Source organism: Fluviicola chungangensis (assembly GCF_007558725.1).
Lineage (GTDB): Bacteria > Bacteroidota > Bacteroidia > Flavobacteriales_D > Crocinitomicaceae > Fluviicola > Fluviicola chungangensis.
Genome location: NZ_VLPL01000005.1, coordinates 91,311 through 116,706, shown reverse-complemented (window position 1 = coordinate 116,706; position 25,396 = coordinate 91,311). Strand labels below are relative to the sequence as shown.

The window sequence follows — 25,396 nt, the reverse complement described above, 5'->3', positions numbered from 1 at the left end:
ACAGTGACTTTTGTTACATACCGGATTATTTTTGGAACCACATTTTGAGGGCAATTCCTACGAGCATTACGGCAAATACTTTCTTCAGGATTTCCTGTGGAAGTTGTGTGGCAAACTTGGCGCCGAAATAACCTCCAACAAAGAAAAATCCTGCGAGGATTAAAGCGGCTTTGATGTCAACAAATCCCTTTTGATAATATTGGAATGCTGCTAATGCTCCAACCGGAAGTACCATCATGATCAATGCCGTTCCTTGTGCCAATTGCTGAGAATAACCGAGAAAAAGCATTAAGGCGGGAATAATGATGATTGCCCCGCCAAGACCCAGCATACCTCCTAGTAATCCTGCGGCTAAACCAATGGTTCCCAATATCAGTGCGTTTTGTATTTCCATCTTAACAGGTGTTGATTTCGTTAGCGAATAAATATTTCACCACAAAAGTCAGACAATGGAACTTGCTGCACAGCAACCTTTGTTACAAAAGCGCAACTTTATTTCGACCTAATTTAACCAGGCCCTGATCTTCCATGTGTTTAAGCAGTCTCGAAACAACTACACGAGCAGTGCCTAACTCGTTGGCTAATTGCTCATGGGTTACGGAAAGCACTTTACTTCCCGTGAGTTCTCCTTTTTTTTGAAGCAGGTTTAAAAGACGTTCGTCCATTTTTTTAAAAGCAACGGCATTGACTACTTCTAATAGTTCTTCAAAGCGTTTATGATAGAGGCGGAATATAAAGTCAAGCCATTCCGGATAGTCTTTAATCAGCAAACCGACCTTATCGATGGGGATGAATAAAATTTCCGAATCTTCTTCGGCAATTGCCTTCACCTTGCTGGTGTCGTGATGGATTCCACCTAAAAAAGACATGATGCAGCTTTCGCCTGGTTTGATATAATAAAGCAAAATTTCCCTCCCGTCTTCATCCGTTCGCATCACTTTGATGCTTCCCTTGGTGACGATCGGAATGGCTTTGATATAAGCATTCTCATTCAGGATGATCTCTCCCTCGTCAAATGTTTTTGCAAAACCAAGAGCGGTGAGTTTCTCTCTGAGTTCTTTAGAGGATTTGAATTCGGATAGTGTATTTGATTCCATCATAATTAAATAGTTCAAAGCAATCGACTTAAGAGATCGCGGTTTCACACGAAATTACTTTCCGAGCAGGGTTTTGCGCTGAGTACGCAATTCAGTCAGTAAGGGTTCCAATTCCGGGTTTTCTTTATTGAATTCAATGGTTACACGTTTCGTGCCATTGGTCGTTTTGATCTCGATGTATTCGGAACCGCCATCCGCGCAATCCGGGCAACCGTAGCTTTCTTCCAGGTTTTTGAAGGTGTTCCAGTCAATTTTATCCGCAATGCTTTTCCATTTAGCGGAAGAGTTATCAAATTTTTCCGTTTTCACCGGGTTACGCGTCGAATCGACACTGGATTCAAAATACACGATTTGATCTTCTGAGAAAACCACTTCTTTTCGGCAATACCCGCGGCAATGCCCAAAATTGGTCCCGTGCGTGATGCTGATGATCGTATTGTCGGGGGCAACTGGTTTGGTGGTGTTGCAACTGAACAGGAAGGAAGCAAAAAGCGTAATAAACAGGAAGAATTTCATGACTCGAATTTTTAACGAAGGTAGTGGTTTGGAAATTAAAAGCTAAAGCGGAGAAGCCAAAATATGTAAATCCCGGTATGAATGGAATGTGCAGTTGAAATGATTTAGATCGCTTAATCTTTTCTGAAAGCGGGTTTGCCTGGAAATGGTTTTCTTCTTTTGATACACCGGTAAGTTTGACCGCTGCAGATACTATTTGCAAATTGACAGGTATCCCGGGTTTGTCTGTTAATTGATTGATTGGCCATTTTTTGAATTCAAATAAGTAAAATAAGCTTTAAAAGAGCGGGAGAAGTACAGGTTGTAAGCTCCCAGTCCATAAATGATAATCATTACCAAAAAAGGAACTTTTCCTGCAAGCGGAATAGGAAGGAACAATAGAATAAAACCACTAATCATTGCAAGTAAAAACAAAACAAACAAGGTGATTCGTGCCCAGTTTTTTCCCTGGAACAAAAAATAAAGCAGGGCAAGTGTGAGCACAAACCGAACAATTTGCTGAAAGAATTTCTTCGGATCTACTGAATCATGCGGAATGTGGTAGAATGCAATGACAAACATGGAAATAAGTATGACACTGATTGAGATAGCAATTGTTTGGCTTCTGCCTTGTCTGGCTAATTCATTCATGGTTGATTGGAGTTTTTATAAAGATAACTTATCGTTTTGAATCAGCTCTCCGTTCAAATAGAAATTGATTTTTCCGATAGGTCCGAACATCCTTGTAATAGTAATCATTGCTCATGAAATAGTCCCACTGTTTGGAATTCAGCGTATGATAAATGGTTGAATAGATTTTGGGTAATTGGTTGATAGTTAGAGGTATTTCTTTGTATACATATTTTCTATTCCAATCGGTGTATTCTCTGTACGGAAAGATTCCGAAGTTCAGGTTGTAGTTCTTTCTAAATAGAAAATATCCCAGCGGTCCGCAATCTGAGCTGAGATTGGAGTGCATTTTTTTCATGAGTTGCACTTGTTTTTTTAAAGAAGTTCCGTTGTATTCTTTCATAAGGGACTCCAGGCTGTCTTTTCCATGATTACGAGTTTTTAGGTAGGAATAAACCGATTTCTTTTGTCCGATGCTTACCTGGAAAATGGTGTCATGATAGAGAAACAAAACGTAATGGATAGTCGGAGGACTCATATAAACACCATTTTCTAATTCGATTTCAGCGCCATTACTGACTAAACAAATTGCCTGGAAATCTTCGCTGATAGTTTGTAGTTCGTTTTTGCAGGACGACAAAACCAATATCATTAATTGAATTGAAAAAATAAATCTCATATTACGCTTTTGCATTTGATAATTTCCAACGTCCCATTCCAATAAAACTCCCAATGCTTGTAAATTTCGAAAGTGGGAAAGTTGCTAGCCTCAACACGCAGTTCGGTTTGGTCTCCTTTCGCTTTTAAACAGAACGAAATGGTGGTATAATTCTCTGGCAAATCTTCCAGGTTTGACAAGGAGCTCAGGAATTCATATTGAAATACTTTTTCCGGGTCGAACTGTAGGATCGTTCCCCGGTTCTCAAAGGGCACATGATGAAAGCCTCTGATAACAAACGAACCTCCAATTTTCCAGTCGCTGATGATGTCGATTTCCATTGCTTCATCGCCCATCCATTCTTTCATCCGTTTCGGATCGGTCAAATAGCTCCAAACGGTTTCAAGTGAAGCCTCAATTAAAATGCTCTTTTCAATGTGATTAGGATAACCAGGTAATTCGTAATGCGGCATTTGTAATTATTTCTGGTGATCGTAACTCAATCCGGATCTCAATTTCCACTTTCCGTTTTCAATAATCCAGACATGGGTGAATTTTGCGGTACTCGCAAATTGCTCCGCTTTGCCTTCCATCTTTTCGTAAAACCGGTGTTCTCCGTATTGGATTGCCCCATACAGTTCTCCGTTTTCATACAATGGGAAAACCTGCGTTTTTTCTGTGATAAGTTCCCTTCGAGACTGGTAGGTTTCCGGCGATTTGCACAACCCGTTTTTCAAATCACTCAGGAATTTTTTGCGGTCGGAAATCCCCGATTTATCGTGGAAGAATTCAAACTGTTCGCTCAGCAATGCTTCAAATTGCGAAATATCACAGGTGTTGAAACCGATGTTAAATAGTAAACTGTCCTTTGAAAGAATGGTTTTATAAAGGATTGAATTGCTTTCAACTTGTGCCCGAGCGAGCCAACTGATTGCAATAAAGCAAAAGATGAACAGGTGTTTCATGTGTCTGAAATTGAAATTGTATCCGGAAAATTACGCATTTAAAATACGCTTTCAACTGTGTTGGGCAGCCTTTTCAATTGGGAAGTAAGCTTAACGCTGCTTTTTCCTGTTCAATTCTCACTTTTCAACGTTCAATTACGTAATTTTGTAACATGTTCGTCGAATCCCTTTCTTTAGTCAATTTCCGCAATCACAGCGAAGCTGAATTCCAGTTCGAATCCGGTGTGAATTGCATTGTGGGGAAAAATGGGTCCGGGAAAACGAATGTATTGGATGCGGTCCATTACCTGAGCATGTGTCGTTCGTATTTAAATCCGATCGACCGGCAAAATATCCGCTTCAACGAGCAGTTTTTTGTGATCCAGGGATGCTGGATGAAGGACGATCAGCCGTTCAATTTGTATTGCGGTGTGAAATCGGGTTCAAAAAAGGTGTTTAAGAAAAACAAGAAGGAATACGAACGCCTCGCAGATCACATCGGGTACTTTCCGGTAGTCATGATTTCTCCGTATGATACGGATTTGATCTCGGAAGGAAGTGAAGTGCGCAGAAAATGGATGGACGGGATTATTTCCCAGTTCGACCACGAATACCTGACGGATCTTCAGCGTTATAACAAAGTGCTGGATCAGCGGAATGCTTTGCTGAAACTGCAATTCGAGAACGGCTTCTTTGAGCGGGAATCCATTGAGATTTGGGACGAACAATTGATCCGGTACGGAACAGCGATCCACAACAAACGGGTTTCATTCATCGAAGCTTTTATTCCCTTGTTTCAGCATTATTACAAGTGGATCTCACAGGAACAGGAGGCTGTTTCACTGAATTATGAATCCAAACTTTCCGAAACGGATTTCAGGATTTTGCTGGAACAGGCGTATCCGAAAGACATGCGCGTTCAGTATACTTCCGTTGGGGTTCACAAAGACGACATCACTTTTTTGCTGGAAGGATTGCCGATTAAACGTTTCGGTTCTCAGGGACAACAAAAAAGTTTCCTGATTGCCTTGCGGTTGGCACAATTCGATTGGCTGAAAGAACGCCTGAAGCAAACGCCGATTTTGTTGTTGGACGATATTTTTGATAAATTGGATAACCTGCGTGTAGCGCAATTGATGGAATTGGTTTCCAAAAATACCTTTGGGCAGGTTTTGGTAACGGATACAGACGAAAACCGGGTTTCAGCTATTTTTGACACCATCCGGGTAAAGCCGCATATGATCATTTTTAATTCCGAATTGGTATGAGTGAGTGGGACGAACGCAAGAGATCGGGAAATGCACAACCGATGAAGGAATTGGTGGATAAACTCATGACAGCTTACCAGTTGAAGGGGAAACTCGTTGAAATTGAAGTGCTGAACAAATGGGAAGATATGATGGGGAAAGCAGTAGCCACAAGAACTACTAATCTTCAAATCCGCCAGGGAGTTTTGATCATTGCATTGAATTCCTCCGTGATGCGGGATGAGTTGCTGCATGGGAAGCAAATCATTATCCAGCGGGTAAATGAAACAGCCGGTAAGCAGATTATTCACGATGTGTGGTTTGAATAATTACGAATTTATTATTGATATCGGGTAGTGGCGAAAAATTTTTCGCCACTACGGTTGGTTTTAAATTCGCAATTCGCAATTCATAATTCGCAATTAACTAAATTTGTTAGATAAAATTATCGCTCATGTCTGTGCATAAAAATGTAAAACGCGTCACTACGAATGTTTTACAAGAAATGAAAAATTCCGGAGCAAAGATCTCTATGTTGACCGGTTATGATTTTTCCATGGCAAGAATCATTGATTCTGCAGGAATTGATATCATTTTGGTCGGGGATTCCGCTTCAAATGTCATGGCCGGACATGAAACGACACTTCCCATTACATTGGACCAGATGATTTACCATGCCGGCTCGGTTGTTCGTGCAGTAGAAAGAGCATTGGTGGTTGTCGATATGCCTTTTGGTTCTTACCAGGGAAATTCCAAAGAAGCGCTGTCAAATGCCATTCGCATCATGAAAGAATCCGGTGGACATGCCGTGAAACTGGAAGGGGGGATTGAGATCATCGAATCCATCAAACGCATTCTGACAGCCGGAATTCCGGTGATGGGACATTTGGGTTTGACACCACAATCCATTTACAAATTCGGAACGTACGTGGTTCGCGCCAAAGAAGAAAATGAAGCGCAGCGCCTGATTGAAGATGCATTGGCTTTGGAAGAAGCCGGATGTTTTGCGATCGTGTTGGAGAAAATTCCGGCTGCATTGGCAGAAAAAGTAGCCAAATCGGTTTCCATTCCGATCATCGGGATCGGGGCAGGAAACGGGGTCGACGGACAAGTACTCGTGGTCCATGACATGTTGGGCATCAACAATGAATTCTCTCCGCGGTTCCTGCGGAAATATGCAAACCTGTATGAAATAATGACCGAAGCGGTTAAGAACTACATCGATGATGTGCGCAGCGGCGATTTCCCCAATCAAAACGAACAATATTAGCCGATGGAGCAAATCCGCCCGCAAGACGTTTTGTATGAGGATAATCACCTGGTCGTGATAAATAAGCATGCAGGTGAAAATGTGCAGGGAGATAGTTCGGGTGATTTCCCTTTGGTGGAAAAAGTGCGCGAATACATTCGTCACAAATTTGAAAAACCCGGCAATGTGTTTTGTGGGTTGATCCATCGCTTGGATCGCCCGGTTTCAGGAGCCATTGCATTTGCACGTACGAGCAAGGCCTTAACACGGATGAACAAACTTTTTGCAGAGAAACATCCCCGGAAGGCGTATTGGGCGGTAGTTGAAAAAGCACCAAAACAGAAATCCGGTTCCCTGCAGCATCACTTGGTTCGCAACGAAAAACAAAACAAAACTTACGTATACAGTGAAGCGCGTAAAGATTCGAAAGAAGCGCGCCTGAAATACCGGCAATTACTCAGTTCCGACAATTATACCCTGCTGGAGGTGGAATTGGAAACAGGAAGACATCACCAAATTCGGGCACAATTGGCTGCCATCGGTTGTATCATCAAAGGCGATTTGAAATACGGTGCAAAACGTTCAAATCCGGATGGTTCGATATATTTGCATTCCAGGGAGTTGGAATTCGAACATCCGACGACCAAAGAAACAGTTAAAATAACAGCCCCGGTGCCAGAAGATAAGTTATGGCAATGGTTTGAAACCGAAATTCAAAAGCAGAAAAAATGAAACTAGTTCCGATCTTTCTACTCTTCACTTCACTTCTGTTTGCTCAAACAAAATCGTATTATTACCCGGTAGAAACTTCGCTGAAAGATTACCATATCACGGCAATCGAAGAAGATGCATTCGGACGCCTGGTTATTGGATCGGAGAAAGGGGTTTTCAGTTTCAATGGTTTCCAGTCAAAGCAAATTACAAGTGCTAAATTGTATTCCAAAGACATCATTCAGCTCGTGAAGTTGAGTAAGAAGCTGATCGGGTTAAATAGAACGGGACAACTATTCGAAATTAAAGGAAATGAATTGGCTTTGATTACTTTACCACAGATCGGGCAGCAAATCCTCAAGCTGGAAAAGGCCAAAGACGGAAATCTGAGAATTGTATGTCCCGATGCGGTTTACCTCTTCAAAACGAATCCGTTTTCCCTGGTTTCCAAAACTGAAATTCCGTTCTATGTAAAAGGAAAGTCGGAACTGATCGATTATTGCGAGAACGACAAAGGGCGTTTTGCCCTGCTATCAAGCAATGAACTGGTGGATATTAACGAACAAGTTGCGCGTACATTGCCTGGAATGACCGGAAGATGGCTGATAGGGGAACAAAATGGCCTGATTATTTTTCCTGCAAAACCGAATTCACATATTTCGCTCCAATACATCAATAAGCGTTTTAAAAATCTCAATAAACTGATCGGTGCTTTCAATCATTCCATTCAAAAAGTGGTACGCATAGATGAAAAAGTGTACCTGCTTTCAGAAACCGGTTTGATCGTTTTGAAAGCCGGGGACATGCGGGTTAAATCCATCATTGTCGGACTGCATGTAACGGCGGTGTTCAAGGATAAGAACAGTAATATCTGGCTTGGAACAAAATCGAAAGGTTTGTACTGCATGCCAGCCGGATCGTATAAATTATTGAATTCGACTGAATTCAGTTACCTGGACAGCTACCGGGATGAGATTATCGCACGAAGCAATTCGGGAGAAATGATGGTGCTGAATAAATTCGGAAAGAAGGTGCGTAATATGTCTCAAAAGGAAGAAATTACGCAAAAGGAGTGGAAGACAAGAGGAGTGTATCGCATCCCTGCTATCCTGTCGGATGAGTTTGTGAAAGAACTCATTCCGCTTAAAAATGACTATTTCCTGATCGTTTCTTCCAAAGGATTATTCACCATACAAGCGAAAACCGAAAAAGAACTGCGTGAAAAGTTGACGAAAAACAAAGAACGGCAGATTATCCTGGAAAGCCCGGTCAAACTGTTTCAGCAATCGGATACCAATGAAGTATTGTTCTCCAACCTGGACGGATTGTTTACGCTCGATCTGAACACCCTGGAGTACCGCTCGATCAGTTACTTTAATGAAACGATCGATCCTTCCGAGATCTTGTTCCACAAAAACTGCTGGTATGTGTTGAGTTCTGCCAACAAAATTTTTACCATTAAGAACGGGAAGGTGACTCATGAAGTAAACTTCCGGGAAAACGGCAGCAACCTGCCGATATCGAAATTGAAAATTTACAAAGACCAATTCTACATTCTTTCGGATAAAACACTTTACCGGACAACGAATTTAACCGGGAACCTGGAACGTCTGGAAGAGCTTTCCCGCATGAACGACCTGTTCCTGAGGGATTTTGTGGTAGTGGGCAACAAAGTGTATGTGGCAACTCAATTTGGCTTGTTCGAATTTAAATGGGAAAAGGTGAAAACGGATTTCCCTACCTTCATTTTAGGCAAACCTACAGGCGATCATCAAAAGGATCACTCCAATACATTTGAAGCTGCAAATACAGAAGTGGTTATTCCCTATGAGCTGGTGGAGTTGATGGGGAATCACCCTTACGAGTTGCAATACCGCTTGGTGCGAAACAATAAAAAAGACCAGGTTCGCTGGTCCAATGCCTCTCTGAATTTAACCAGGTTGACATTTGAGCACCTGAATTCGGGAGCGTATAGCTTGGAATTGCGGCTTTTTGATCCGGGAACGGGAAGTTATTCAACCCCGGATGCAATCACATTTAAAGTGAAAGCTTCGTGGTACGAAGAAACGGTGATTTGGTTCATTGCCGGCTTGTTGACAGGCTTTTTCGGGGTGCTTTACCTGAAACGAAGGAAACACTTAAAAAAAAAGCAAAGCTGAAGAGTTCGTGCGAAAATGATTTTGGGTTAATGAAAATGTGATAGAATTAACTAAAATCCACTAAACTCCTTCGGACACTGATACCTTCTGCGCATGCTCTTGCTGTTTGCATTCTTCGAGAACAAAACCTTATTCGGTATTTCGAATAGCAGTGAAAGTTCGTGACTGCCATAACTGCTTGTTTTCAGACGGGAAATGGTCATGTCAAAATTGTAAGTCACACGCCAAAGTGTTTCATATTTTGTTCGCAGATTTAGTCCCAGGGTGAAAATAAAAGAATCGTATTGCTTGAAATTCATAGCTGCCGTTCTGTTTCTGAACCAAATACCGATAATAAAGGGCTGACTGATAAAATTACTTCCCACACTAAATGTTCTGAATTCATTCTGCATTTCATAAACTACCCCGGGCGAAACCACAAACTCGTTGAAAAGGATGTTGGATGATGCATGGAATACCAGTTTAAAAGGTAATCTATCACTATCGGCAAGAAAAGCATCCTTGGGTTGTGACAAGTGATGGATCGCACCGCCCAGTGTTGCATTGAAACGTTTGAACGAATTTCGTTGCTTACGTGTTGAACCATTGAAGCGAGCAACCAACCCGGCACTGAAATCTGCGTAGGAAACACTGTTGTAGTTGGGTCGGTTAAAACTGCTTTCTTTGATTTTCCCCATTGTTTCATCCAGTTGGTCAGAGAAAGTGAGTTTCGACCAATCAATATTCTTGGTCACAAATCCACCGCTTACTCCGGCTTGGAGAATAAAGTTTTTCGTGTCTACGGGTCTGTAAGAATAATTCAGGTAACCACCGGCCGTTCTCAAAAGCGCTTCACCACCCACATCCGAATAGGCCATGATTCCCAATCCCATTTTGTACATTGTTTGTGCTTCGGCTGAAAAAGAAAAGGTATTGAACCTACCCGGGATCGGTCCCCACAAAGAACGTGCATTCAATCTGATGGCAATTCCATTGTTTACTGCCGTCATAGAAGGATTGTAATAAATCGGGTTGTTGTAAAACTGTGAAAAGTTGGGATCCTGTGAATACACACTTCCTGCAGCAACGACGAATAGGAATAAAATCAGTACTCTCATTTTCTAGCGTATTACAGTTACGGTTCCCGATCGTTTGACCCTGCCTTTCGGGTATTCTTTTCCTTCCCATACATTGGAATTTTTGAACGTTGCGCTGGCTTTCCACACATAAGCGTCCTGCTGAACCGGCTCACCCCGATAAGTTCCGTCCCAATATTCTGTCGGTCTGCCGTTTTCATCCAGCGCGGTCGTCGACCAGATCAAATTTCCCCAGTCGTCGTAAATCAATAACTCAAATTCTTTCATGTTGACTCCTTTCGGGACGAAGTTCGCTACTTCAAAGTCCGTATGTCCGGGGCTCATGGCGTTGGGAATATACAGTCCGTAAAAGAAATCCACTGTAATCGGTTTCACAAGAGTATCCGCACATCCATAAATGGTACTTGCGATCAGCGTTATACTGAATTCTCCGTCTTCCTCGTAACGGATTTCCGGATTTTCTTCGGAAGAGGTCGTGCCGTTTCCAAATTCCCAGGAATAAGCATCTGCCAAACTGCTCAGGTTCGTAAAATCAACGATTCCGCTTAACGGTTCCGGGCCTTCCACGTTGATATAACTGAAATCAGCAGTCGGTTGGGGAAGAACAGTAATGGAAGTGGTCGAATAAACCGTATCATTACATCCGCCGTTTCCGTAAGCAATCAGGGTTACAGGGTAAGTTCCGCTTGCATCAAAAGAAGCTCCGGCAGGGTTCTGACTGAGAACCGATCCGTTACCCAGGAACCAGGTAATGCTATTCGTGAATTGCGTAGTTGCCTGCAATATAATTTCTTCCCCGACACACACGGAATCTGTTGGCAAGACAAAGGAAGCAACAGGCATTTGATACGACGATACCGTTTTCTGTATGCTGTCGATACAACCATGAACTGTTGTTCCGACCAAGGTGACGGTGTAACTTCCGGTTTGCTGGTAAGTGGAAGTGGGATCAGTCAATACAGAAGTTAATCCATTTCCGAAATTCCAGGTATACCCCACGGCATTCACACTCAGATTGGTAAAGTTGATGACCGTTGGCTGAACGCAGGAATCCACAGGAGTGTAAGTGAAATCCACTGTTGGCAACGGGTAAACCGTAACAACCTGTGTGGCAGTATCCGGACAACCGATAGCATCGAGTACAATTAATTGAACAGCATAAGAACCCGGATTGGTAAAGGTATGACTTGGATTGCTCTGGATGGAGGAATTGCCGTCACCGAAATCCCAAACCTGGTTTACAATTCCTACGCTGTTGTTGGTCAACTGAACCGTTAAATCTTCACAACCGGAAGTTGGCCCGAGAGAAAATTGGGAATCCGGCCCCTGGTTGACTTTAATTGTTTTTGTTTTTTGAGTTGTACATCCGTAAGTCTGACTGATCCCTGAAAGAGTTACGGTATAATAACCCGGAGTGGAATAAGCGTGAGTAGGATTGGTTAAAGAGGAACTTGTTCCATCTCCGAAATCCCAGTTTACAGAAGCAATTCCCGAACTCAAATTCGTAAATACAAGTCCCTGGTTCAGGCAAACTGAATCCAATGAAGTAAAATCGATTTGTGGCAGCGGATGAACGGTTACAATGGTCGTTGCGGTGTCAAAACCGCAACCTGCTGCAAAAAGAGATACAACATAGGTTCCTGGTAACGTAAAGGTATGGGAAGGATTGTAAGCAGTGGAAATATTTCCATCTCCAAAATCCCAGGAAGAAAAACTGGCCCCTTGTGAAAACTGTGTCAGGTTAATGGTATGCGGCACACATCCGGAAGGATTGTCAATGTTAAAGAAGGCATTAACCTGCGGCGGAAGTACTGTAATTTGATGCTGGATAGTATCCGACCCGCATTCATTGCTTACAATCAACTGAATGGTGTATGTAGTATCTTCTGTTCCTGTGTAGAACGTATGCTGAAGCGTTGCGGCTGAAGTAGTTGAAGTGGAACCGTCGCCGAAATTCCATTCGTAGGTGTCAGGCAATCCAAAACTGTTGTTTACGATATCCAGGTCGAGCGGAGTGCAGCCGATATCCGTCAATGTTCCGAAAATAGCTGTCGGTGAAGGCATTACCGTAATTTGTTCCGAATGGGCACTGCTTCCGCAGAAATTGGTCAAACTCAGGGTGATGGTGTAGCTGGTATCACTGGTACTGCTCGCCGGATAGGTTTGTGAAACAGGTATAGCACCGGTGCTTGATTGACCGTTTCCATAATCCCAATTATAGGTCAGACTTTGCCCCAATGACAAGTCCGTGAAATTTACCGCCATAGGCCCACACGCTGAATCCGGCGTTAAACTGAAGTCTGCAACTGGAGGAATCCGCACTTCTATCTGAAGTGTAACGGAATCCAGGCATCCGAATGAAGTTGTTACGACTAATTCCACATCAAAGAATCCCGATGCGGAGTAAGAGTGAGTTGGATTAACAATAGCAGCTGTATTTCCATCGCCGAAATTCCAGTTGTTTTGACTGGCCAGGGTACTTGTATTTGTAAATAACTCATTGGTTCCGATACAGGTGATCGCATTGTATGTAAAGTTCGCAACCGGCATCGGATGGACCATTGCCAGCAAAGTATCCCGGTTAATACATCCGGTTGCCGGGTTGGTATAAGTATAAACAATGGAATGGGTACCTACAGGAGCTATTCCCGGATCAAATGTTCCCAGGATTGCATCTGTAATTCCGTTTCCGCTCCAGACACCATTTGCAGGACTTCCGGAAAAGTTAACAGCATTTTCGCTCGGACAAAATTCCTCGTCTGTTCCTACGCTTACAACAGGAAGAGAATGAACGGTGAAAAGCATGGTGTCGCGGGTAAGGCAGTTTCCAGCTCCGTTGGAAATAACTAATGGAAAAGTTCCTGCAATGGTCGGATTAAATAATCCGCTTGAATTGACAAAGCTTCCGGTCCATGTTCCTGAAACGGGAGTTCCGTTTAGCTGTACATCCGGTGCATCGATACAAGCTTCCAGGTCCGGGCCTGCATCTGCCTGGGTTGGATTAACGACCGTAACAACCCGGACATCGGAATTGGTACAACCATTGGCATTACTAAAAGTATAAGTCAGGTTGAATGAGCCTGTCGCATTGGGTGTGAAAAGACCGGAAGAAGTAATTCCTGCTCCCGTCCAGGTTCCTCCGGATGGAGTTGCCGTAAATTGGATCGGGAATGGTTGGTTACAAAGCGTTGTGTCAGTCCCGGCATTTACAACAGGCAATGGATTTACAGTAATAATCGTGTTATCTGAATTAGTACATCCGTTCGGATCGGTAAATGAATAAGTAAGTGTTTTGTTCCCTGGTCCTGCTGCAGAAGGTGTAAATTCTCCCGATGGGTTCGTTATTCCGGTACCTGTCCAGGTTCCCCCGGGCGGAGTACCGGTTAAATTTTGAATTCCGGCATCAATGCAAAGACTAAAATCATTTTCTGCATTGACCACCGGCAGCGGATTCACCAGAGCAACAAGTGTATCGCGCAGTAAGCAGGCTCCTGATCCTAAAGTGTATATTAAATCGAAACTTCCGGCAATCGTTGGATTAAAAATCCCTGCCGGTGTAGTGAACGAACCGCTCCAGGTTCCACCGGTTGGGGTAGGAGATAAAGTAACATTCGGAGCGTCAATACAAACTGCGAAATCAGGACCCGCATCCGGTTGTGTCGGACTGATGATGGTCACGATCCGTGAATCGGAATTGGTACAGCCGTTTGCATCTGTGAATGCATAGGTCAATGTAAAAGTTCCCGTTCCATTAGGAGTAAATTGACCGGTCGGGCTTACATTTGCTCCTGCCCAGGTTCCACCGGCCGGTGAACAACTTAATTGAAACGGATTTGGTTGGTCACAAGCTGTTGTATCCGGACCGGCGTTGACAATAGGAAGCGGATTTACGGTTATTACTAAGTTGTCAGCTGCAGTACAACCGTTTCCATTGGTAAATGAATAGGTCAGTGTTTTATTTCCGGTTCCGGCAACGGAAGGAGTGAACTCCCCGGCTGGATCAGTAATTCCTGTTCCTGTCCATGTTCCCCCCGGAGGTGTTCCGTTCAATGTTTGAATACCGGCATCGATACAAACCGCGAAGTTGGGGCCTGCATCTACAACCGGTAAAGGGTTTACTGTCAGTAACATGGTGTCACGAGATAAACATGTTCCCGTTCCAAATGTATAGACCAGGGAATGAGTACCCACCACATTTGGAGTAAATACTCCCGCAGCAGTTATACTTGTTCCGCTCCAGGTTCCCCCGGAAGGTGTTCCGGTAAGTGTCATGGCTGTGGCGCCGAAACACCCGGAAGAATCGGGACCGGCAGAGGCTGGAGTTGGAGCAACTACTGTTATCAGGACTGTATCGGTATTCGTACACCCGTTACCATTTATGAAAGAATACACCAATGGGAATACTCCTGTTCCATTCGGTGTGAAAACTCCCCCTGAAGTAACCTGTGACCCGGTCCAGGTTCCGCCGGTCGGAGTAGGAGTTAAGGTAAATGGAATGGGCTGATCACAGAGTGTAACGTTTGGTCCTGCATTGACTACCGGTAACGGGTTTACAGTAACCGTGGCCGTGGTAGAACCCGAACAGGTTCCATCGGAACCGACAATTGTATAAATTTGATTAGTTGTTGGATTTGCTGTCACAGTAGCCACATTGGTTGCAGATAGCCCGGTGGAAGGATTCCAGGTATACGTTGTGGCACCGGAAGCGGTTAAAGACACGGACTCACCGTTACAGATTGTTGCATTTGGGGGAGTAACAGTGATTACCGGAATAGGGTTTACAACCAAGGTGACAGATGCACTTGGTCCGGTACAACCGTTCATCGTTCCGAATAAGGTGTAAGTTCCCCCTTGGGCCGTGGTCACGTTTGTTAAGTTGAAATTTTGCTGGTTACTGGTAAAAGAATTCGGTCCGGACCAGGAATATGTAGTAGAAGGGGAGGCGTTTGAAGTGAAATTTGCAGTTTCGCCCACACAAAGTGGGGAATTCACCTGTGGATCTAATACGGGAGGAAGTGGTTTGATCACTACCGATGTATTCGCTGTGGTTGTACCGCAGGCATTGGTGACTGCCAAAGAAATCGGAAAAGTTCCGGCAGTAGGGTACGAAACTGTTCCCGGAACAAGCGTACTTGCACTACTTGGAGAACCTCCCGTAAATGACCAGTTATAAGTATCAGAAGGTTCCAGACAATCATTGACAACAGCTATGGGGTTCACACTTAAACCGGCACAGACACTTGGAATGGAATTAATCGATACCTGAGGTGGAGCCTGTGCAACAATTGCCTGGTTTGAAATGAATGAACCACAGGAGTTCGTTAAAGTCAAACGGATGGTATAGTTGCCGGGTTGTGTGAACTGGATCTGGGGGTTAACGGAAGAAGCGTTGGTTCCTCCAACAAAAGAAAAGGCACCTGAAGAAGGTAAACAGGGGCTTCCATTGAAAATGACGGTCCAGGCACGGGTTACATTACAGGTATTTGCCAAATCGGATGCGTCTGTTACCTGGGCAGTGAATGGAATACATGCCGAAGCAGGTGTCACGGTAAATGACGGAGCAGGTGGATTTTCAATACAAACAGTGTGTGTAATGACATTGGAATTACAGCTGTTTGTGGTTGTGAGGGTTACTGTATAGGTTCCGGGTGCGGTATAAACATGCGTTGGATTTGTTGCTGTTGCTGTCGTGAGTGTTTGTCCGTCACCGAAATCCCATTGAAATAAGGTGCTGGAACTGCATGCACTGTTGAACCCGGCTTGAGTGGTGTTTAAAAACAATACAGAAGCACCGACACAATTGTTGGGAGCTGCCAGATTGAAGTTTGCCACCGGACCTGTATAAACGCGGATTGGTGAAATAGAAGCCTCACTGCTGTCGCATAAATTAATTGCTTTTATACGGAATACAAATTGGTTTCCGGGTTGTCCGCAGGAAGAACCTGTATAGGTATGACAAATGGTAGGAGGTGGTGGATGCGAAAGTGTGTCTTTCGGAGAACCGTCACCGTAATCAACGACATAAAAAGTGGTATTGTGATTGGACGAATAATTACTTAGTGGAAAACAAAGGGTGATCGGGCCGCAGCCGGTTGTTGCTCCTGGGTTTGCTGCTCCGATAGCCGGGTTGGTAATGTTCGCAATGTTGTACGAAGCAGATTGGATACAGCCATTATTTCCGGTAATGGTGTAAACCAATGAAAAAATTTCGGCAGTAGTGTATGTATGCGAAACACCTGCGCCTGGAAAAGTTGCCGCGCTGAAATTGGGAGATCCGTCTCCCCAATCGATTGAATAATTGGAAACAGAAGTCGTGGAAGACGCATCGAAAACTGTTAGCGGGAAATTGGATCCGTCGCAATTACGCATTCCGGCAATCGGGTCAATTAAAGCAGGATTCGGAAGTGCGTTGACTGTTACGGTTTGAGTAATAGTTGCTGTGCATCCATTTGAATTGGTAGCGACCAGTGTAACCGTATAATTCTGTGTTCCGGCTCCAACTGCATTGTATTGATGAATGGGATTAATCAGGTTACTGGTATTTTGAGCACCAGACCCCGGATCACCGAAATTCCAGGAATAGGTGAGCCCGCTTCCCGATGAGGTGTTTGTAAACTGGATCGGAATATCGGAACAATTATTATTTCCCGTAATGGTAAAAGAAGCTGTTGGAGGCGGAGCAACTGTAATAGTAACGGAACTATTATCGGTGCAACCCAGTGATGAGCTGACAGTTAGTGTATAAGTTTGGTTTGAGCTGGCAGTTAGTACCGGATTTGGGCAATTGGTGCAGGAAAGTCCAACTGATGGCGACCAGGAATAGGACAATGTACCAGTTCCGGTTCCCGCCGGTGTTCCGCCCAATTGAACGGTTGAACCCAGGCAAACGGTTGAATCGGGTCCGGCATTTGCAACGCATTGTGCATACGTTTCCGTATGGAATAACAAGGGAATAGCAATAAGAAGAAATAGTTGCTTCATTCGTAGTTTTGTAGCCGATACAAAGGATGGAAATAAATTTCAAACCTCAAATACCTCAATTGCAGTAATAGTACTTGTCTCTCAAGTTATTGAGAGCTAATTTATACAATTAAACGCAAAAAAGAAAACGAAAGTTGCCTCCAAAATAAAAGCCCCGACGAGAAACGTCGAGGCTTTTAAAGTATTTGAAGACTATTTCTTAGTTGATAGTCAATTTTTTTGTTGATTTGATTCCGTTAGCAGTAACAACCACGTTGTAGATTCCAGCCTGGAAATCAGCTACATTCAATGTCTGAGAAGTTCCGTTGTTTTGAGTAGTCAAAACTGTTCTTCCTGCCATATCAACGATCGCAATGGTTTCGTTTCCAGCCAAACCTGAAATCACTACTGATTCGTTAGCAGGGTTCGGGTATAAACCGAATGTTGCTTTGTTGTTTTCGGAAACTGCCAGGTATTCATCCGGAGCAACACTGCTCATAACAATATGCTGTGTAGTTGGTGTGCCAGCTAATGTAATTACCAAAGTGGAGTGAACCAAAACAGGAAGGTAAGGGTTTGTCATAGTATAGTACTCATACTGTGTTCTTTCCATGATCACGTTTCCTAACCCCGGGATCGGAATAACTGCAGTTGCCTGGTCACTTAATTTAAAACGTGTTACGTTCGATAAAGTGGTAGCTGCATTTAATTTCAAAGTCCCTTGTCCGTCAACGATCGTAGTAATTCCTCCCGATGTTGCCAATGTTCCGAAATTATCTGTGATAGCATTTCCTGCAAATGCATCAGTAAGAGAGTTGGTTACGTCGTATGGGTAGTTCATGATTAAAGCATCGTCAGCTCCACCGTCGAAAACAACTCTCACTGTACCTGCACCGTTTCCACCATCAAAAGCATATCCTTGAGAAATACGTGAACTGGCACTGGATGTATAATAAGAAGTCATGAAACCCGCGATATCAATTGCCCATGTGGAACTTGTGTAATCACTTCCATTTGTAGTTGCTGAAGGAAGTGCTACGGTAACATCTTTAGTTTCACCTGTGATACCGGGAGTTGTGCTATAATCCCAAGTAACGCCTGTTCCCGTAACGGCAGCATAATCTACTGCATTGGAGTCTAAAAGAAACATAGTCATGGTTGACCCCATTACCGGTTCGTTTGATTGAGTGAACTGACCGAAAGCAGCTCCTGTAATTAAGCTAGTAGCTAAGAGTAAATTTAATTTCATAGTTTATTTTTTTCTAAAATTACAATTTTACACGATTTACCAAATCGATTTTTATTTGAATGGTAACGTTTGTTTACCTAATGAATACTTATTTAACAAAAAGGTTGGAAAATTAATTTTTCTACAACATGATTACCAAACCGGTCCGCACACTGAATAGGTTTTGAAAACGGTATTTGGACAATTGGATTTTTTGTTCTTCATCGTTGTTTGAACCGCTGAAATCAAATGTACCGAAGAAATCCGAAATTGCAGCCTGAACCGGAATATTGATGTGGGCATACCCGCCAAAATTCCAGGCAATATTTTTGGAAATAGCCACTCGGTATTCCAAACCGTACATCAACGTCAGGTTGATTGCAAATTCATCGACAAATTTTAAGTTTTGGTTGCTGATTGAAACCGAATCGGACTCGTAGTTGTAATAACTGAGTGACTCATAAGCTGTAATAGCTTTGTAGTTTCCCGATTTCAATTTGGAAAGTTCTACTCCCAAACCGAGGATGTTTACTAATCCTGTCGGCATATTGGAACCTCGTGATCCGATCTCGATCCGTGGCATAATGCGGATGGTATTGTATTTCACGCGGGCATCGTATCCTCCGACCGTTGCATACAGGTAACCAAATTCATCATAGAGGTTTTTCCGACCGATATTTTGCAGGAAGCTATTCCCCATATAGTAGTTGAAATCCAACGACAAAGCGGTGCGTTCTTTCAAAACGATTCCCAAACTTCCGTAGAAATTATAATTGAACTGATCCCCTTTGATCTGATTGCGATAGTTGCTGTAATAGGCGTTTGTTCTAAGCTTTCTTTCCTGGTAGCTTCCCAATTTTAAAATCGTGTTGTGGTTGATCCCGGCGCCCAATTGGAGCGTAAAACGTTTCCCGTAGAAACCGGTAGTTTGGTTTTTCTTCGCGGAAACATCAGTTTTTTTACCGGTTTGAGCAAACGAATTGACAGTACTTATGAAAGATACTGCGATGAAAAGGACTATTATTCTTGACATGTGATCTTAGTTAGTTGATTTGAAAATTTCATACATTTTGGATCCTAAGACCACTTTACTTGGTCTTCCACTGATCATATAAACATTCGAATAATCGGCATGACCATTTTTCAAATCCACTCCGATAAAATTGATGAGTGTTTTCTGGGCATCCAATAATTTTCCGGTTAAAAGAATCAAAGCCATCGGTGGCACATACCAGGTTGCAATGACCGGTTTTGCTATTTCCATCGGTGCACTTTTCTTGTTGTCAACATAGAAAATAGTTGGGATCATAATCACATCGGAATTGTATTTTTTCGACATGTTTTGCAATTCGGAATAATCGACCGGGAAGAAGTTCACTTTGGAATAACCGTCGTTTTGTCTCAATGCGGATTTAAGATACATGAATGCATTGATTCCTTCGATAGTCAGATAGCTTGGCGCATTATCGGTATTGAGGTTGTAGCCGTTATTTGATGCTTCCTCTAAAATCAGCTCGGTTGAATTGGCTTTAATGGATTCCGACAATTTGACGGTTTTCTTTGATGACTCCATGATTTCCACATCTGGTTCCACCAGGGCTATGGATTTACTTTTCAGATCGGGAATTGCAGGAATTAATTTTGATTTGTTTTCCTTGCTGTCTGTCAGTGCAACCGAATTGTTGTGAGCTGCTTTAAATGCTTTCACGAAACTGCTGTCAGACATGATATCATTCATTCCGTACAAATAGTATGCAGTTGAGTCAAAGACCTGCGCATCGATATTTCCGTCTACAGACCGCTTTTTCTTGATCTTGTCATATTTGGATTCGGTCGATTTCGCAGTCTCTGCCTTTAAACTGTCAACCGGAATTTTAGCGATTGAATCGTTGTAAGCCTTGTTTCGCTGAATGGCCTGATGATAATCGTATTTTGAGAAGGATTCCAGCGAAAATTGCTTTGTATTTGCTGCCGTTTCAACCATTCGGTCATAGATTGCCTGGATTTCCGGATCTGAAGCATTGGCAGCACGCAGGTCATAGATTTGTCTGAGTGCAATGGAAGAAAGTTCCAGTTTATCCATTTTTTTCAACATGGCGTGAAGCACTGCTATTTCGCCTTCTTTGTGGATTTTTGATTCGAATGGTTTGGATACCATTGCAGATTTTGTCTGTGCTAATGCCAGCCAGGTTTTTGCCTTCATATTGGTCAGGTAGTGTGACTGTGGAAACTCTTTTTCCAGAACGAAAATAGAGTAGAGGGCATTGGTCAGATTCAGAGCCAGGATGCTGTTTCTCACAGATTCAAATCGGGCGATTGTTCTGATTTCATTGAAACGTTCTGTTCCCAAGAGATTCGGAACACCTGTCCAGCCGTTTCCTTTTTCAAGAATTTCCAGTACTTGTTTTTTTCGCTTCGAAATGTTCGGGTGTGAGCTTTTGCTGTCGTTGTAATTTTCTTCAGCGGTTATTGCAAACGGTTCTTTTGGAAATTTAAAATCCGGTACGTAAAAATCGGTTGAATTAAAAAAGTTCTCCGGAATCCTTACTTCATCAAAGGGAAGATAAGAGTACATCAATACATCGAATGTAGGTTCGATCAATGCTTCGTCATATCCGGCTTTTTTATACAATTCAATGGCATCCGCATCTGCTTCCAGTTCCCGTTCCTTACTGTAAGTGCTTAATTCATAATAATTAGCGTTTTTTAGTATGGTCTTTTGCTTGAAACGCTCCAAAACATGTTTGCGCTTGTAGTGTGCAATTTCGTGTGCCAAAACATAGGCAATCTGAGCTTCAGAGCTTACCTGGGAAATTAAACCTGTTGTAACGAAAATAATTCCCTGATCGGTAGAAAATGCATTGGTCTCATTCGATTTTAAGGTATAAAAACGCAATTCATTAAACGTTTCCCGGTCGCCCTTCAACAAGTTTTTTGCAATGTCCTTGACATATAGTGAAATAGGATCTCCGAAGGCACATGCTTCCGAATGAAGGATTTCATCGATAGCGGAATGGATCCCGGTGTAAAATTTCTTTCTCAAAGAAACCAACAGTTCCGGACGGTCGATTTTTATATCGCGATCAACCTTTTGATAAGTAGAAAGGCTGAAATCTTCCGGAATGCTACCGTGTGAAAGCAGTGTTTGGTAATGATCGAAATCTGTTTTATTCTGAGCTAATGATCCGCTTGAAACAGTGATTGATAAAAGGCAGGTTAGAATGAATGTTTGTTTTAACATAACCGGTTTTTTAGGTAACTGGCTGTAAAAGTAATGAATCCGTGAACATATTGGAGTTTCGGGTCAAAGAAATATCCGATTTGGGTGCGAAAAAGACCTGTTTGAAAGCTGCAAATGTGTCTGTAAATAAAACAATGGTTACACGGTTACTTACCGGTTATCAAATTTCATCTTCCCCTGACGCATTAACGGAAAAGCAATCTTCTGCCTTCAAAAGCTATGCTTTTTCTTCTTATTTTTGCTTCCCTTGCGAAATACTATGAAACAAAACTCTCTCTTCCGAAAAAAAACTGTACAGGATATCCTGGCGTCTACCCAACAAGGTCAATCAGACGGTCATGAGTCACTTGGAAAACATTTAAAAGTAAGGGATTTGGCTGCTTTCGGTATTGCAGCGATTATTGGTGCCGGAATCTTCTCAACGATCGGAGAAGCCAGTTCAAATGGTGGTCCGGCAGTTATTTTCTTATTTATTTTTACGGCCATTGCCTGTGGTTTTGCCGCTTTTGCTTATGCCGAGTTTGCATCCATGGTTCCTGTTGCGGGATCTGCATATACCTATTCGTATGTTGCATTCGGAGAGATCATTGCCTGGATCATTGGTTGGGCGCTTATCATGGAATATGCCATTGGAAATATCACCGTTGCAATCAGTTGGAGCGATTATTTCACAGGAATGCTGGAAGGAATAAATATCCACCTTCCCCAATGGATACAAACCGATTACCTGACGGCACACAATGGTTACAATGAAGCATTGGCCCTGATGCAGGGAGGAAAAACCTTTGAGAACCTGGATACTGGATTGCAAGCTGCTCATACTGCTTGGACAAGTTCACCGACCATTTTCGGCTTCCACCTGATTTTCGATCTGCCGGCTTTATTCATTATTGTATTGATAACTTGGCTGGTATATCGTGGAATGAAAGAAAGCAGGAATGCCAGTAACCTCATGGTTGTCATTAAATTGGCGATCATTTTGCTGGTGATTGCGGTCGGTATTTTTTATGTCGATACGGAAAATTGGAGTCCTTTTGCACCAAATGGCGTTTCCGGTATTCTAAAAGGAGTTTCGGCTGTTTTCTTTGCCTATATTGGTTTTGATGCGATTTCCACAACGGCTGAAGAATGCGAAAATCCACAACGCGATCTTCCTCGCGGAATGATGTGGGCAATTATTATTTGTACCATTTTATATGTGATTATTTCATTGATTCTTACGGGGTTGGTAAATTACAAAGTGTTGGCAGTAGGAGATCCTCTGGCTTTTGTTTTCCGGGAGATTGATCTGAAATGGATGTCAGGAATCATTGCTGTATCAGCGGTTATAGCTATGGCTTCGGTTCTATTGGTTTTCCAGATGGGACAACCGCGTATTTGGATGTCGATGAGCAGGGACGGACTGTTACCAAAGAAATTTTCAAAGGTGCATCCAAAATATAAAACCCCTTCCTTTGCAACAGTTGTTGTTGGTTTTGTGGTGGCTGTTCCGGCATTGTTCATGAACCTGACAATGGTGACAGATTTATGCAGTATCGGTACCTTATTTGCTTTTGTTTTGGTTTGTGGAGGAGTTTTAATTCTTCAGAATAAAACCGACATTCCGAGAGGTAAATTCAGAACACCATATATTAATGGGAAGTACGTACTGCCTTTCCTGGTTGTCGGAGGAATTGTTTTTGGTTTTGTACAATACAAAAGCGAACTGATGGGATTCCTTATCAATCAATCGGAATTGAAAGAAACCAAGGACTTGATCGTGGACTTATCGGAAGCTGAATCGGCTAAACTGAAGGAAAATATTGTTTCCATAGACCAGACAGGATTATCGCGCGTCGGCTCTGATTTATTGGCTTATTTCGAACAGGCACCTAAGATAGATTTGGAAACTTCTCTAAAAGGAATAAAAAGTACATCCAAGGCGAAAATAGTTGCGGAATTAGACCAAAAAACAAAAGATCGCCTGGTGAATTTCCTGGAAGGTTACGATGAAAAAGGGTTTAAATTAATGGATTCGAACCTGTATAACTATTTCGGACAAGGACCCGAAATTTCGATTGAATCAGCCTTGAAAACCATTAATGTTTCGGGGAAGAGATTGTATAACAGCGGATTTTCGCACTTCGCGCATAAAATTCCTACCTGGATATTCATCTTGTTTACTGTGTTTATTACGATTGTAACCATCCGGAAAAATCTTTCTTTGATTCCACTATTAGGCTTGCTTTCCTGTTTGTATATGATGAGCCAGATCGAGTTACGAAACTGGATTGCATTTGTCATTTGGCTGTGCGTAGGGTTGGTGATTTATTTCCTTTATAGCAGAAAGAATTCTAAACTGGGACTTAAAACGACCGGTTTAGCAAGTTAGTAAACTTGCTTACAAATGGGGTTAAAATCTGATTTTTTGGGTTCAGCTGTAACTTTATAATATCTTTGCTTGTCTTACCGGTGTAAAGATATTCAGTTCATAATTCGTAAATTGGTATTCATAATCCGTTAAAATGAAAGCTACTACAATTTTTCCCGTGCTATTCTGTGTAAGTCTTATCCTGGGAGCCTGCAAAAAGAAACCTGTTGATCCGAATAACAGCGGAACGGATTACGCCTCTATGGAAGTGTATAAGGATAATGCAATGGGTGTTATTTACAACCAGGCAACGAACAGTGTTGCGTACAATAAACCCGATGCGGATGGTACGTACAAAATTTACATTTCAAATTACGATGGAACCGGAGAGGTTCAGTTAACCTATCCGGGCTGGGCTTCGAACCGGCATCAGTGGGCTGAAGAATGGGATCCGACGGGACAATATTTATACTGCTATATTGAAAAAACTGATTACGCTACGGAGTCTGACCACACACGTATTCCGGATGATGCAATACCCGGTTACGGGGCTTACACGGATTTGTGGATCATCAAGCGCGATGGAAGTCAGGCATGGCAAATGACTAATTTTCCCAACGATTACAATCATGGAATTATTCATGGAGCGATTTCAAACGACGGGACTATGTTTGCATGGACAGAACGTATTCAGGCACCGGTTTTCCTGGATTTGAATTTAGCTGCCGGAGCGTATGTGTTCAAAGTGGCAGACGTAAGCTGGAACCAGGGGCCTGTGTTTTCCAATGTCCGAACATATCAACCTGGAAATGAGCTCGCAGGAGGCGAGGTGGAAAGCATTAGTCCATCCAAAACGGATATCCTTATTTACAGCACTTTTGAATCACATAATTTAGTTGCAACCCCTATTTACCGGATTGACCTTGCAAGTGGAAACACAAGCAAGCTGACGGAAGAAAGTTTTTCTCAAGCTCCAACCTATACACCAAACGGACAACAGATTGTATACATGACCGGGGCATACTGTGATATTTTTCCCGGACAACTCCAGGGAGCCGATTGGTGGATCATGGATGCCAATGGCGGTAATAAAAAGCGTTTGACCTACATGAATTTGAAAAATCATCCGCAATGTGTCAACAGCTATCGATTGGCAGGAAGTCTCTCCTTTGTGAATGATTCAACCTTTATCGGGGGAGTCATGACTCAGTCTTTGGGATTGACGGGCTACAGTGCTTTAGTTAGGTTTTGAATGTAAAAATGAAGATGAATGACTGAAAAGTTTTCGAATGAAAGGCATCTTTTGATAAATTGTGCAATTCCTTTTCAAATTTCAATTATCCGTTTTCAA

General features: G+C 42.7%; 19 protein-coding genes. 7 read left to right on the top strand and 12 right to left on the bottom strand.

Annotated elements, in window-relative coordinates:
- Positions 1-25: 25 nt before the first annotated feature.
- The 7 genes from FO442_RS11260 to FO442_RS11230 all read right to left on the bottom strand — a co-directional run bounded on the left by FO442_RS11260 (position 26) and on the right by FO442_RS11230 (position 3,845).
- A complete protein-coding gene (locus FO442_RS11260) occupies positions 26-394 on the bottom strand; it encodes a sulfite exporter TauE/SafE family protein (RefSeq protein WP_144333293.1) in 369 nt (122 codons plus the stop codon).
- An 82-nt stretch (positions 395-476) separates the two neighbouring features.
- Positions 477-1,097, bottom strand: coding sequence for a Crp/Fnr family transcriptional regulator (locus FO442_RS11255; protein ID WP_144333484.1), 621 nt, complete (start codon positions 1,095-1,097; stop codon positions 477-479).
- 54 nt (positions 1,098-1,151) lie between these two features.
- Complete coding sequence (locus tag FO442_RS11250; RefSeq protein ID WP_144333292.1) at positions 1,152-1,613, bottom strand: hypothetical protein; 462 nt, start codon at positions 1,611-1,613, stop codon at positions 1,152-1,154.
- A 228-nt stretch (positions 1,614-1,841) separates the two neighbouring features.
- Positions 1,842-2,243: a hypothetical protein gene (locus tag FO442_RS11245; RefSeq protein WP_144333291.1), complete on the bottom strand. Its 402-nt coding sequence runs from the start codon at positions 2,241-2,243 to the stop codon at positions 1,842-1,844.
- A gap of 28 nt (positions 2,244-2,271) precedes the next feature.
- The gene (locus FO442_RS11240) at positions 2,272-2,901 is read right to left on the bottom strand and encodes a hypothetical protein (protein WP_144333290.1); all 630 of its coding nucleotides are present in this window, start codon (positions 2,899-2,901) and stop codon (positions 2,272-2,274) included.
- Positions 2,898-3,353 (bottom strand): SRPBCC family protein, encoded by a 456-nt coding sequence (locus FO442_RS11235; RefSeq protein ID WP_144333289.1) that lies wholly within the window; start codon positions 3,351-3,353, stop codon positions 2,898-2,900. Before FO442_RS11235 ends, FO442_RS11240 begins: the two co-directional genes overlap by 4 nt.
- 6 nt (positions 3,354-3,359) lie before the next feature.
- Positions 3,360-3,845, bottom strand: coding sequence for a nuclear transport factor 2 family protein (locus FO442_RS11230; RefSeq protein ID WP_144333288.1), 486 nt, complete (start codon positions 3,843-3,845; stop codon positions 3,360-3,362).
- Positions 3,846-3,997: 152 nt separating this feature from the next.
- Between FO442_RS11230 and recF the strand changes: the two genes are divergently transcribed.
- The 5 genes from recF (at position 3,998) to FO442_RS11205 (ending at position 9,190) form a co-directional block, all read left to right on the top strand.
- A complete protein-coding gene (recF, locus tag FO442_RS11225; protein WP_144333287.1) occupies positions 3,998-5,092 on the top strand; it encodes a DNA replication/repair protein RecF in 1,095 nt (364 codons plus the stop codon).
- Entirely contained in the window at positions 5,089-5,400 is a 312-nt protein-coding gene (locus FO442_RS11220; protein WP_144333286.1) for a DciA family protein, read from the top strand. The genes recF and FO442_RS11220 overlap by 4 nt, the downstream gene beginning before the upstream one ends.
- Before the next feature lie 125 nt (positions 5,401-5,525).
- Positions 5,526-6,341, top strand: a complete 816-nt coding sequence (gene panB, locus FO442_RS11215) for a 3-methyl-2-oxobutanoate hydroxymethyltransferase (RefSeq protein ID WP_144333285.1) — start codon at positions 5,526-5,528, stop codon at positions 6,339-6,341.
- Between the two features lie 3 nt (positions 6,342-6,344).
- A complete protein-coding gene (locus tag FO442_RS11210; RefSeq protein WP_144333284.1) occupies positions 6,345-7,052 on the top strand; it encodes an RluA family pseudouridine synthase in 708 nt (235 codons plus the stop codon).
- A complete protein-coding gene (locus FO442_RS11205) occupies positions 7,049-9,190 on the top strand; it encodes a ligand-binding sensor domain-containing protein (protein WP_144333283.1) in 2,142 nt (713 codons plus the stop codon). The genes FO442_RS11210 and FO442_RS11205 overlap by 4 nt, the downstream gene beginning before the upstream one ends.
- Positions 9,191-9,240: 50 nt before the next feature.
- On the opposite strand, the gene FO442_RS11200 is transcribed toward FO442_RS11205, so the two are convergent.
- From FO442_RS11200 to FO442_RS11180, 5 genes are all read right to left on the bottom strand, one after another.
- Entirely contained in the window at positions 9,241-10,287 is a 1,047-nt protein-coding gene (locus FO442_RS11200; RefSeq protein ID WP_144333282.1) for a PorP/SprF family type IX secretion system membrane protein, read from the bottom strand.
- A gap of 3 nt (positions 10,288-10,290) precedes the next feature.
- Entirely contained in the window at positions 10,291-17,247 is a 6,957-nt protein-coding gene (locus FO442_RS11195) for a PKD domain-containing protein (protein WP_144333281.1), read from the bottom strand.
- Between the two features lie 199 nt (positions 17,248-17,446).
- On the bottom strand, positions 17,447-18,475 hold the full coding sequence (locus FO442_RS11190; RefSeq protein ID WP_144333280.1) for a T9SS type A sorting domain-containing protein: 1,029 nt from the start codon (positions 18,473-18,475) through the stop codon (positions 17,447-17,449).
- 121 nt (positions 18,476-18,596) lie between these two features.
- Complete coding sequence (locus FO442_RS11185) at positions 18,597-19,487, bottom strand: hypothetical protein (RefSeq protein WP_144333279.1); 891 nt, start codon at positions 19,485-19,487, stop codon at positions 18,597-18,599.
- Positions 19,488-19,493: 6 nt separating this feature from the next.
- Entirely contained in the window at positions 19,494-21,695 is a 2,202-nt protein-coding gene (locus FO442_RS11180) for a M48 family metallopeptidase (RefSeq protein ID WP_144333278.1), read from the bottom strand.
- A gap of 259 nt (positions 21,696-21,954) precedes the next feature.
- Between FO442_RS11180 and FO442_RS11175 the strand changes: the two genes are divergently transcribed.
- Together FO442_RS11175 and FO442_RS11170 are read left to right on the top strand one after the other, a co-directional pair.
- Positions 21,955-24,066: an amino acid permease gene (locus tag FO442_RS11175; RefSeq protein WP_144333277.1), complete on the top strand. Its 2,112-nt coding sequence runs from the start codon at positions 21,955-21,957 to the stop codon at positions 24,064-24,066.
- 133 nt (positions 24,067-24,199) lie between these two features.
- Positions 24,200-25,297: a TolB-like translocation protein gene (locus FO442_RS11170; RefSeq protein ID WP_144333276.1), complete on the top strand. Its 1,098-nt coding sequence runs from the start codon at positions 24,200-24,202 to the stop codon at positions 25,295-25,297.
- The last annotated feature ends 99 nt before the right edge of the window (positions 25,298-25,396 follow it).